The following is an 11,290-nucleotide window of genomic DNA, read 5'->3' as shown; positions in this document are numbered from 1 at the left end:
TGACATGGCACAAGACACGCCGCCGCCATATGTGATTCGCCTCCCCACAAGGGGGAGGGAAAAGACCCCGATTCTGCATGACCGCCCGGCGCTTTAGCGGGAATAGACCAGGCGCAGGCGGGGCTTTGTGGGTTCTTCGCTGTCACCAGCGCAGTTCATGGCGATCTCGTATGACAGGGTGAGGGCATTGGCCTGCTGGTCCGGCGGCAGGGTGGCGAGAAAGCCGTCCATGGCGGTCTCTATGGCCTTGGAAAAGTCCCGGTGCCCGGCCAACGACGCCTCATCCGCCACCATGGCCGCAAGGCAGTAAAGGCTGGCGGCCGTTGGGGCTTCGGTGAGGGAGGGAGCCCGCTCGTCACGATCAGTCCGTCTCACGTCTGACTCCGCTTTTGCCGACTCGGCGATGTAACAAACCCATGAATAATTCTCCACAGGGGTCCCATGCTGCAATATGGTAACTTTGCCAGCATGAAATGCGGGCGGGCGGACTTGACCGGGGGTGGGAGCCTTGCTGAATGGAGCCGATGACGCCGGTTTTCTTTTATCATCTGGAGCGCCAGCCTCTGGATTCGGTGCTGCCGAGGCTTCTCGGCATGAGCCTTGAACGGGGATGGCGGGTGGTGGTTCAGGCCGGAAGCGAAGAGCGCGCGGAAGCGCTCGCCGCCCAGTTGTGGAGTTTCGAGGACAACAGTTTCCTGCCCCATGGCACAAAGGCGGACGGCTGTGCGGACCTGCAGCCGGTGTGGCTGACGGCGGAGAACGAGAACCCGAACAACGCCAATGTCCGCTTTTATGTCGATGGCGCGGCGGTGGGTGAGATCGGCGGCCTCACCCGGGCGGTGATTATGTTCGACGGCAATGATGCCGCGGCGGTGGAAGCCGCGCGCGAAGGATGGAAACGCTTCAGGGCCGCGGGCCACGAGGTGAGCTACTGGCAGCAGGACGGGCAGGGCCGCTGGCAGAACCGCGCCGCCGCCGGCGCATGATCCGGTCAGGCGGACCCGCCTGAACGAAAAGATCATGCGCCAGATCAAAAAACTTGAGCATGATCTTAATCGCCAAACCGGTTCCACTTTTGCGGATCATGCGCCAGATCAAAAAACTTGAGCATGATCTTAATCGCAAAACCGGTTCCACTTTTGCGGATCATGCTCCAGGTGAGGCTCAGCCCATCTGGGCTTCGAGCCACTGGTTCTCCAGGTCTTCGAGATCCGTTGCCAGCTTGGCGCGCAGCTTGGTGAAGTCGCCAGCCTTCTTCGGCTCCTCGCTGTAGATCGCGGGGTCCGAGAGCGCCTTGTCGAGGATCCCGATCTTGCCGCGGATCTCCTCCATGCGCCTGTCGAGTTTTTCCACTGCCTTCTGGACAGTGGAGGCGGAGGGTTTGGCGGGCTGGCGTGATGGTTCGGCGGCGGGCTCCTTCGCCGCCCGCTCCGCGCGGCGGACGGCGCGGGCGCGCTCCAGCACCAGCCGGGTATAGTCCTCCATGTCGCCATCGAAGCGCTTCACCGTGCCGTCATGCACCAGCCAGAGTTCATCCGCGCAGGTCTCGATGATGTGGCGGTCGTGGCTGATGAGGATGACGGCGCCCTCATAATCGTTGATCGCCATGATCAGGGCCTCGCGGCTGTCGACGTCGAGGTGGTTCGTGGGCTCGTCCAGCACCAGGATGTGCGGCCCGTGGAAGGCGGCAAGCGCAAACAGCAGACGCGCCTTCTCGCCGCCCGAGAGCGTCGAGCAGGGCGAATCCGCGAGACTGGCGCCGAAGCCGCAGGCGCCCAGCCTGGCGCGGCGTTTCGACTCCGGTTCGTCCGGCATCAGCCCGGCGAAGTAGGAATAAGGCGTGCGCCCGGCCGAGATCTCGTCCAGCTGGTGCTGGGCGAAATAGCCCACCGTCAGCCGCGCCGGCACTTTCATGTCGCCCGCCATCGCCTCGAGCTTGCCGCAGAGCAGCTTGGCGAAGGTGGACTTGCCGTTGCCGTTGGAGCCCAGCAGCGCGATGCGGTCGTCCGGATCGAGGCGGAGCGTGATGTTCCGCAGCACCGGCTTGTTTTCCGTGTAGCCCACGCTCACCCTGTCCCACGTCACAAGCGGGGGCGCGATGGTCTTGCCGGGGTTCGGGAAAAAGAAGGGCGCGACGCGGTCCTCGACCAGCTCGGCGATGGGCTCAAGCTTCGACAGCGCCTTGAGGCGGCTCTGCGCCTGCCGCGCCTTCGAGGCCTTGTAGCGGAAACGCTCGACGAAGGCCATCATGTGCTTGCGCTGGTCTTCCTGCTTCTTCTGGAGCTTCACGGTCAGCGCCTGCTTCTCGCGGCGCTGGCGCTCGAAGGAGTCATAGTTGCCCTGGTAGAGTGTGAGCTTGCCGCGCTCGAGGTGCAGGATGAAGCCCACCGCCTCGTTCAGCAGGTCGCGGTCATGGCTGATCAGCACGATGGTGTGCGGATAGTCGCGGATGAAGCTCTTGAGCCAGATGGCGCCTTCGAGGTCGAGATAGTTGGTGGGCTCGTCGAGCAGCAGCACGTCGGGCCTCGCAAAGAGGGCCGCGGCCAGGGCAACGCGCATGCGCCAGCCGCCGGAAAGGGCCGAGCAGGGGCCCTGCTGCGTCTCGCCGGAAAAGCCGAGGCCGGAAAGGATGGTGGCGGCGCGCGCCTCCGCCGAATGGGCGTCCATGTCGGCGAGCCGCGTCTGGATCTCGGCGATGCGGTGGGGGTCGGTTGCGGTCCCGGCCTCGGCTGTGAGCGCCGTCAATTCCCAGTCCCCCGCCATCACGGTGGCAAGCAGGCTTTCGGGGCCGCCCGGGGCTTCCTGCGCCACGGTGCCGATCCGCGCGTTTCGGGGCAAGGTGACGGAGCCGCTCTCCGCGGGAAGCTCGCCGAGGATCAGCTTGAACAGGGTGGACTTGCCCACGCCGTTGCGCCCGACAATTCCCACCTTGTGGCTTTCGGGCACCGCGACCGAGGCCTCTTCGAGCAGCAGGCGGCCGCCGATCCTGTAAGTCAGTCCATTGATGTGCAGCATGGCGGGCGCCTTGTAGCGGCGGACCGCCCAAATGTCATGCGCCGGATCATATGCTGGAGCATGATCCTGTCGCAAAAGCGGGTTGCACTTTTGCGGTTCATGCACCTATGGCCAGTCGCGCTGAAATAGCGTTGACTCTTTTCGTGTTGCACCGCACTACAAATGGGGGGATTTGAGGAGCGTACATCACGTGTCGAACGCAGCTTTCGCCAGAGCCGCCAGCACCGGGCCGGTCGACAGCGCCTATCTCGATGAAACCACCATGATGCTGCGCGACCTGCTGCGGCAGGTCATCCGCGTCCGCGAGCCGCGCGTGCTGGCCATTATCGACGAGCCCGCCAATGCCTCCGCGCTCGCGCCCGAACTGATCGGGCCGGCGCTGCAGGTCATCGGCATGTGGCTGCAGCTCCTCAATATCGCGGAAGAAAACGCGGCGATGAGGAACCGCCGCCAGATGGAAACGCGCAGCGGGCCGGACCAGGTGCCGGGCTCCTTCTCCCACGCCTTCGCCACGGTGGCGGCCGCCAATGTCCCGCCCGAGGCGGTGCAGACCGCCCTCGACACCATCGACGTGCAACCCACCATCACAGCGCATCCGACGGAGGCCAAGCGCGTCACCGTTCTTGAAATCCACCGCCGCATTTACCTGAAGCTCTATGAACTCGAGAGCCCGCGCTGGACGCCGCGCGAGCGCGTTCACCTGCTCAAGCTGCTCCGCAACGAGATCGATCTCCTCTGGCTCACCGGCGAAATCCGCCTGGAGAAGCCGACCGTGGAGCAGGAGATTCACTGGGGCCTGCACTTTTTCCGCGAGACGCTGTTCGACCGCACGGTGAGCCTCTGCGACCTTCTGGAGGCCGCGCTCCAGCGCCATTACCCGGAGACGCCGCACCGCGTGCGTCCGCCGCTGCGCTATTCCTCCTGGATCGGCGGCGACAGGGACGGCAACCCCTTCGTCACTGTCGACGTGACGCGCTTTGCGCTGACGGAAAACCGCAATGCCATCGTGGCGCGGCTGGAGCAGCGGCTGAACGATCTGGCGCAGCTCGTCTCGCTGTCGACACAGGAGATCGTGTTCCCGGAGGAGTTCCTCGGCCGCGTCCAGAAGCAGGTTGAACTCACCGGCGATGCCGATGCCATCGGCAGCCGCAACATGCACGAGCCGTTCCGGCGTTTCTTCACCGCGCTGAAGGTGCGGCTGGCCAAGACCTTTTCCGGGGGGCCAAAGGGCGCTGGCTTCCGGCCCATCGACACCGGCGAACTGATCGCCGAACTGCTTGCCGCCGAGGAGGCGCTGGCGCAGATGCACTCCGTCTCGCTCGCCGCGACGCTGGCGCGGCCGGTGCGCTGGGAGGTGGAAACTTTCGGCTTCCGCACAGTCAGCCTCGACATCCGCCAGAACACCACCGTCATCAACCGCGTGCTGAAGGAAATCTGGCGCAAGCTGAACCCGCTCGAACCGGGCGGAGGCCCGGAGGCCGGCTCCGCCGGATGGCAGGCCTGGATCGAAGCGGAGCTTGCGAAGCCCCTGGGCTTCCTGCCGCAGTTCCGCGGCGTGTCGGACGAGGCGCGCGAACTGCTGGGCCTCCTCGAACTGATCCGCGACACCATCGACGGGCCGGACCCGCAGGCCATCGGCGCCTTCATCCTGTCGATGACGCAGAGCGCCGCGGACGTACTTGGCCTCTATCTCCTCGCCAAGTTCGCCGGCCTCTTCGCCGATGAGAACGCCCGCGAAACCTGCCGCATCCGCGTGGTGCCGCTGTTCGAAACCATCGACGACCTGCGCGCCGCGCCGGCGATCATGACGGAGCTTCTGGCGCACCCCGTGGTGAAAACCTCCGTGGCCTTCCACGGCGGCCGCCAGGAAGTGATGCTCGGCTACTCCGATTCCAACAAGGACGGCGGTTTCTTCTGCGCCAGCTTCGAATTGTTCGAAGCGCAGCGCCGGCTGATCCGCGTCGGCCGTGACGCCGGCGTGTCGATCAGCTTCTTTCACGGCCGCGGCGGTTCGGTGAGTCGCGGCGGAGCGCCGACGGGCCGCGCCATTGCCGCGCAGCCCGCGGGCACCATCAACGGCCATATGCGCGTGACGGAGCAGGGCGAGGTCGTCTCCTCCAAATTCGCCAACCGCGGCACGGCGCAGCACAATCTGGAAATCCTCGCAGCCTCGGTCTTCGTGCATTCGCTCAAGTCCATCGACGAGCCCGAACTCAAGGTGAACCCGGAGCACCAGAAGGCGGTGGAATGGATCGCCCAGGCCTCCTTCCGGCACTACCGCAAGCTCGCGGAGGACAAGGGCCTGCTCGACTATTTTCACCAGGCTTCGCCGGTTGAGGAGCTGGCCAACCTCAAGCTCGGCTCGCGCCCGGCCCGGCGCTTCGGCGCCAAGGGCATCGGCGATCTGCGCGCCATTCCCTGGGTCTTCGCGTGGAGCCAGAACCGCCATCTGCTCACCGGCTGGTATGGGCTTGGCTATGCCTTCGACGACTTCCTCGTGCCGCGCGGGGCTGACGGCATGCGCCTGCTGCGCGACATGTTCAACCGCTCGCGCGGTTTCCGGCTGGCGGTGGACGAGGTCGAAAAGTCGCTCTACCTCGCGGACATGGGCGTGGCCGAGCAATATGCCGAACTCGTCACCGACCGCGCCTCGGCCGAGCGCCTCTTCGCGCTGATCCGCCACGAGCATGGCCGGACGGCCCGCACCATCCTGGATCTCACCGGCGAGACGCGCCTGTGCGAACGCTTCGAGGGCCTGCAGCGCCGCTTCGAACGGGTGCGGCCGATGGTTGACCAGGCCAACCGCTGGCAGGTGCAGCTGCTGAAGCAGACGCGCCGCGGCAAGGGCGGCGAAAATCTGATGATGCCGCTGCTGATGACCATGAACTGCGTGGCGGCGGGCCTGGGCTGGACCGGCTGATCAGCCCCCGGTTTTCATAATCTCCAGCGCATGTTCCGTTCACGCGGAATCGCCTGGACGGAACATGCGCCAGATCAAAAGCCTGAGCATCAACCGCAGGAGTGGAACGGACTCTTGCGGATCATGCCCGAATTGCCGGGCCGCGGCGACGCCAGGTGGCCGGTGATGCGGAAATCGAAATTGCCGCCCGCGATGCCGATCCTTGATTTTTCTCAGCTGTCTTGCCCCTTGCCCTGCAGCGCCTTTTCCCGTTTATTCAGCCCTAAAGAAAAAGCACAGGGAGCAATCACACCATGGCAATCTCGAAACGCGTGCTTCTCGCCGCGGCGGCGCTGCTGGCCTTCGGCATTCCCGCATCCGCCGCCAACATGATCGGCAATTGCGAAGTGACGGGCGAGAAGGGGTCGATCCCCATCGCCAACCCGGCCAGGCCCGGCCAGTTGACCGTCGAAGTGTCTCTCCCCGCCCCCATCTGGTGGAACGGCGATACGCCGGAAGCCATCAAGGACGGCATGGAATATTGCATGGCCGCCGAGATCGCCTGGCGCGCCGGCTACGATAAGCTTGAAGTCGTCAATGTCGGCTGGGACGCGCTGATCGCCGGCCAGACCCATGACTTCGACCTCGCCATGTCTCAAATCTCCATCACCGAAGAGCGCAAGAAGGTTCATGACTTCTCGGTGCCCTATTTCAGTTCCGACATCGGCGTGCTGGTGCGCAAGGATGCACCCGTCGACGAGACGTCGATCAAGTCCGCCAGGATCGGCGTGCAGCAGGCGACCACGGGTGCAGCCTTCGTCCAGGACAAGCTCGGCATCACCGACGTGCAGGTCTATCCGGACCAGGGCGACATGTTCGCGGCCCTGCGCGCCGGCCAGACCGACGTGGCCGTGACCGACACCTCGATCGTGCTCGCCGAAGTGGTGGCCAACCCGGACAAGGTGGACGTCGTCGGCCAGTACAGGACGGGCGAGTCCTATGGCGCCATCTATCCCAAGGGCAACGCCAACAACGCCACTCTCGACAAGATCATCCAGTCGATGATCGACGACGGCACCGTCAAGAAGCTCGGCGCCAGGTATCTGGCGGCCGCCTGGGGCAGGGACCCGGCCACCGTCCCCTATTTCAACCACTGAGGTCACTGCCCCCGCTGCTGAAGGTGGCGGGGGCATTGCCATCCTCACGTGAAGAAGCCCGCTCCTCATCCGCTGCCGCAGCGCGCCGATGGCCTGGCGCTTGCAGCACTGCTCTTTGCCGCGCTCAGCACGCTCGCAGCCTATGGCGCCGCCACCCTCATCCGCTCCTCGCTCGAATTCCTCGGCGTGATGAACGGCTTCTGGCAGGCGGTGTTCTGGACCGCCATTGCTGGCACGGCGCTGCTGTTCATTCCGGCGCTCCGCGCCTTGGGTGGATCGCGCAAGGCTGCCGCGGCGCTCGCCGCCGGTGACATCGCCGAAGCCCGCATCCAGACCGCCGCCTCGCGCGAGAATGCCTGGGTCACCTTCGGCTGGGGGGCCTTCGCGCTGATGGCGCTCGGCTTCGCCGTCTTTGTGATGATGAACGACGTCGCCGTGGGCAAGACCTTCTTCTACCTGCCGCTGATGCAGCAGAAGTGGTGGCTGGTGACGAGGCAATTCCTCCTCACCAACATCTTCATCTTCGTGGTGGCGGAAATTCTCGTGCTGGTGTGGGGCCTGATCGTGGCGCTGGCCCGCCTGATGCCGGGCAAGGCCGGCCAGCCGATCCGCGCGCTTGCCATCCTCTACTGCGACATTTTCCGCGGGCTCCCGGCCGTGGTGACGCTCTATCTCATCGGCTTCGGCATCCCCACCTCCGGCCTGCCGGAGATGATCGTGCCGCACATCGTGGGCTGGTTCGTCGACCTCTCCTCCATGTCGGTGGCCGAGCAGCGCTCGCTCACCCGAATCCCCGTCATCTGGTGGTGCATCCTGGCGCTGACGCTGACCTATGGCGCCTATGTCGCCGAGGTCTACCGCGCCGGCATCGAGTCGATCCACTGGAGCCAGATATCCGCCGCGCGCTCGCTGGGCCTGTCCTACATGCAGACCATGCGTTATGTCGTCGTGCCGCAGGCGGTGCGCCGCATCGTCGCTCCGCTGCTCAATGACTTCATCGGGCTGCAGAAGGACACCGCACTCGTGCAGGTGGTCGGCGTCATCGACGCCTTCAACCAGTCGCGCATCATTGCGGCCAATGCCTTCAACCTGTCGGCCGTCACCGTGGTGGCCATCCTCTTCGTCCTCATCACCATACCGCAGGCCCGCTTCGTCGACAGGATGATCGAGCGCGACAATGCCCGCATGCGGGCCGGGGGCTGAACATGTCCTTCCTCGAGATCGTGAACGTCGAGAAGGAATTCGGCCCCGTGAAGGTGCTGCGCGGCGTCAACCTGTCGGTGGACGAGCACCAGGTCGTCTGCCTCATTGGGGCCTCGGGCTGCGGCAAGTCCACGCTGCTCCGCTGCATCAACGGGCTGGAGAGGATCCAGGCCGGCGAGATCCGGCTGATGAACGATCGCGTCTCGGGGCCCGGCGTTGACGTCAACCGCCTTCGCCGGGATGTGGGCATCGTATTCCAGAGCTTCAACCTCTTCCCGCACATGAGCGTGCTGGAGAACGTGACGCTGGCGCCGCTGAAGGTTCTGAAGGTGGACAGGGCGGAGGCCGAGGCGAGGGCCATGGCGCTGTTGAAGCGCATCGGGCTTGAGGCCAAGGCGGCGGAATATCCCGACCGGCTCTCCGGCGGCCAGCAGCAGCGCGTCGCCATCGTGCGCGCGCTGGCCATGGAACCGAAGGTGATGCTGCTCGACGAGATCACTTCCGCGCTCGACCCCGAACTCGTCTCGGAAGTGCTCAACATCGTGCGCGATCTCGCCGCCCAGGGCATGACCATGCTTCTGGCGACGCATGAGATGGGGTTTGCCAGGGAGGTTGGCTCCAAGGTCTGCTTCCTCTTCGAGGGCGTGGTGCACGAGGAGGGCCCGCCCGCGCAAATCTTCGGCGCCCCGAAGCAGGAGCGCACCCGCGCCTTCCTCAGGCGCATCATTGAGGCCGGCCGGCTCTGACCGTCCGCCCCGGCGGCGGAGGCTGCGCTTGCCAGCAGGCCGCGCCGCCGCTATACGGCGGCCCTTCCCCTCACGCAGACATGCACGGAAACGAGGACTTTCATGGCCATCGAACGCACCTTCTCGATCATCAAGCCGGACGCGACCAGCCGCAACCTGACGGGCGCCATCAACGCCAGGATCGAGGGTGCCGGCTTGCGCATCGTCGGCCAGAAGCGCGTCAGGTGGGGCAAGGCGGAGGCCGAGGCTTTCTACGCCGTCCATAAGGAGCGCCCCTTCTTCAACGACCTCGTGGCCTTCATGATTTCGGGTCCCGTCGTCGTCCAGGTGCTGGAGGGCGAGAACGCGGTGGCGAAGTACCGCGAAGTGATGGGCGCCACCAACCCGGCCAATGCCGCGCCCGGCACCATCCGCAAGGAGTTCGCCTTGTCGATCGAGGCCAATTCTGTGCACGGGTCTGACTCGCCCGAAAACGCGGGGATCGAGATCGCGCAGGTGTTCAAGCCTGAGGAGATCGTCGGCTAGGGAACCAGGCCAATGTGGGTCGCCTTCTACGTCGCCGCCATCGTCGCCGTGAACTGGATGTTCACGGCGATCGCACCATGGCAGACGCCGCTGGGCGACCTCTATCTCGCCAATGTGGTGGTCGGCTTCATCTTCGTGCTGCGCGATTATGCCCAGCGCGAGATCGGCCACTCTATCCTCTTCGCCACCGCCGCGGCGGGGGTTCTCACCTGGTTCATGGTGGACCCGGCCATCGCGGTGGCCTCCATCACCGCCTTCATCCTGTCGGAAACGGCGGACTGGGGTGTTTATTCCTTCCTGCGCAAACCGCTCTCCCAGCGCATCCTGATTTCCGCGATGTTCGCCGTGCCGCTGGACACGCTGGCCTTCCAGTATCTCGCAGGCTACCTGACGCCCGCCGCCTTCCTCACGGAAATGGCGTCCAAGGGGGTTGGCGTCATCCTCGTGTGGTACATCCTGCGCGCGCGAGACCGGAAGCTGCGCATCACCGCCGCCTGAGCGGCCGGGGCCGCCCGGGGCCGACGCGCAAGGTTCGCCATCCGTCGGTCAGCCCGCGCACCTTCCGCGCCCGCGCTCGAAGATCAGCGGCACAATCCTTCAGTTGACGGCTCTGCGCGTTCCCGCGGGCGGGCGCTCCCCGCCGGACAGCAGCGGCCTGTCGATGAGCGTATCCATGATATGGCTCAGCACCTCCGCACGGTTGCGTGCGTCGGCCTTGCGGTAGATGGCGTTGAGGTGAGCCTTGACGGTGCCCTCCGCCGAGCCGCGGACCCCCGCGATCTCGGAAATGGACAGGCCCTTCACCATGAGGGCCGCCACGTCGCGCTCGCTGGCGGTAAGCTTCCATGCGTCGAAATGGTTCTCGATCACCCCTTGCAGCGCCGAGGAGGCCAGCCCCACGCTGCGCTCCAGGCTTGCCTTTCGCCGCAGCAGGTGCGCGAGGCAGGCCGCTTCGAAGGCAATGCCGACGAAAAGGGCGAGGCTCGCCAGGGCTTCCGGCAGCAGACCCCAGCCGACCCCGCCAAGGTCGGCCGCGTCCCGCATGACGTCAACAAAAAAGACAATGGCGCAAATGACTTGCACCGCGATCAGGGCCATGATCAGGGCTGGCAGACGATGTTTCATCACAGGGTCCGGTTCAAACGTCGGGGATCCCGTTTAATCATCAATCACGGCGCCCGAACAGCTGGGCAAAGCGCCAAACCGTCGCGCCCTGGAGAAAGTCTTGCGCCGCGGGCAATTCCGCTTGCCCGGCCGATGCTGTAAGGAATCTCCATGTTATCCGCTCCCGAAACCCTCGTGCTCGAATCCTTCGGCTTGTGCGTGCTTGCCTTCGTGGCGATTGTGGCGCTCCACCTGGTGGGTCTTCACGTCTCGATCCGGCTGTTCCACATGAAATTCAACGTCGGGAACATTCATTCGCTGCCCCAGCACCGGGCGATGATCGTCATCCTTGCGGCGATGATGCTGCTGTTCGGCCTTCACATGATGACCAATTTCGCGTGGGGCCTGTTCATGCATGCGGCAGGCGCCCTGCCGACCTATCGCGAGGGCGTCTACTATTCCCTCGAGAACTATACCGCGCTGGGCCTGACGCGGGTCGATGTCGATGACCGCTGGCGCATGCTGGCGCCGATGATCTCCATGTCGGGCGTGTTCTGCCTGAGCTGGTCCACTGCGTTGCTGGTCAGCTTCTTCGGCCAGATCTACCGCATCAGGCCCAACGGCTGACGGGGAACCACGGT

At 65.1% G+C, this 11,290-nt stretch carries 11 protein-coding genes; 8 read left to right on the top strand and 3 right to left on the bottom strand.

Annotated features, from left to right (window positions below):
- Positions 1-93: 93 nt before the first annotated feature.
- Positions 94-375 carry a hypothetical protein gene (locus IOC69_RS08740; protein WP_290543158.1) on the bottom strand — a complete coding sequence of 94 codons (282 nt, stop codon included), beginning with the start codon at positions 373-375 and terminating at the stop codon, positions 94-96.
- Between the two features lie 149 nt (positions 376-524).
- Between IOC69_RS08740 and IOC69_RS08735 the strand changes: the two genes are divergently transcribed.
- Positions 525-986: a DNA polymerase III subunit chi gene (locus tag IOC69_RS08735; RefSeq protein WP_290543157.1), complete on the top strand. Its 462-nt coding sequence runs from the start codon at positions 525-527 to the stop codon at positions 984-986.
- Positions 987-1,164: 178 nt separating this feature from the next.
- Here the strand turns inward: IOC69_RS08735 and IOC69_RS08730 are convergent, their stop codons facing one another.
- A complete protein-coding gene (locus IOC69_RS08730; RefSeq protein WP_290543156.1) occupies positions 1,165-3,015 on the bottom strand; it encodes an ABC-F family ATP-binding cassette domain-containing protein in 1,851 nt (616 codons plus the stop codon).
- A gap of 190 nt (positions 3,016-3,205) precedes the next feature.
- Between IOC69_RS08730 and IOC69_RS08725 the strand changes: the two genes are divergently transcribed.
- The 6 genes from IOC69_RS08725 (at position 3,206) to IOC69_RS08700 (ending at position 10,043) form a co-directional block, all read left to right on the top strand.
- A complete protein-coding gene (locus IOC69_RS08725; RefSeq protein WP_290543155.1) occupies positions 3,206-5,935 on the top strand; it encodes a phosphoenolpyruvate carboxylase in 2,730 nt (909 codons plus the stop codon).
- Between the two features lie 293 nt (positions 5,936-6,228).
- Positions 6,229-7,071 (top strand): ABC transporter substrate-binding protein, encoded by an 843-nt coding sequence (locus IOC69_RS08720; protein WP_290543154.1) that lies wholly within the window; start codon positions 6,229-6,231, stop codon positions 7,069-7,071.
- 48 nt (positions 7,072-7,119) lie between these two features.
- Positions 7,120-8,274: an amino acid ABC transporter permease gene (locus IOC69_RS08715; protein WP_290543153.1), complete on the top strand. Its 1,155-nt coding sequence runs from the start codon at positions 7,120-7,122 to the stop codon at positions 8,272-8,274.
- A 2-nt stretch (positions 8,275-8,276) separates the two neighbouring features.
- Positions 8,277-9,020 (top strand): amino acid ABC transporter ATP-binding protein, encoded by a 744-nt coding sequence (locus tag IOC69_RS08710; protein ID WP_290543152.1) that lies wholly within the window; start codon positions 8,277-8,279, stop codon positions 9,018-9,020.
- Between the two features lie 102 nt (positions 9,021-9,122).
- The gene (ndk, locus tag IOC69_RS08705; RefSeq protein ID WP_290543151.1) at positions 9,123-9,545 is read left to right on the top strand and encodes a nucleoside-diphosphate kinase; all 423 of its coding nucleotides are present in this window, start codon (positions 9,123-9,125) and stop codon (positions 9,543-9,545) included.
- 12 nt (positions 9,546-9,557) lie between these two features.
- The gene (locus IOC69_RS08700; RefSeq protein WP_290543150.1) at positions 9,558-10,043 is read left to right on the top strand and encodes a VUT family protein; all 486 of its coding nucleotides are present in this window, start codon (positions 9,558-9,560) and stop codon (positions 10,041-10,043) included.
- A gap of 99 nt (positions 10,044-10,142) precedes the next feature.
- Here the strand turns inward: IOC69_RS08700 and IOC69_RS08695 are convergent, their stop codons facing one another.
- Complete coding sequence (locus IOC69_RS08695) at positions 10,143-10,670, bottom strand: helix-turn-helix transcriptional regulator (protein WP_290543149.1); 528 nt, start codon at positions 10,668-10,670, stop codon at positions 10,143-10,145.
- Positions 10,671-10,820: 150 nt separating this feature from the next.
- Between IOC69_RS08695 and IOC69_RS08690 the strand changes: the two genes are divergently transcribed.
- Positions 10,821-11,276: a hypothetical protein gene (locus IOC69_RS08690; RefSeq protein WP_290543148.1), complete on the top strand. Its 456-nt coding sequence runs from the start codon at positions 10,821-10,823 to the stop codon at positions 11,274-11,276.
- Positions 11,277-11,290 lie beyond the last annotated feature (14 nt).

The organism is Aestuariivirga sp., from assembly GCF_020252405.1.
In the GTDB taxonomy this organism is placed as follows: Bacteria; Pseudomonadota; Alphaproteobacteria; order Rhizobiales; family Aestuariivirgaceae; genus Aestuariivirga.
The sequence above is the reverse complement of the archived record's forward strand: the minus strand, read 5'-3'. Positions and strand labels throughout refer to the sequence as shown.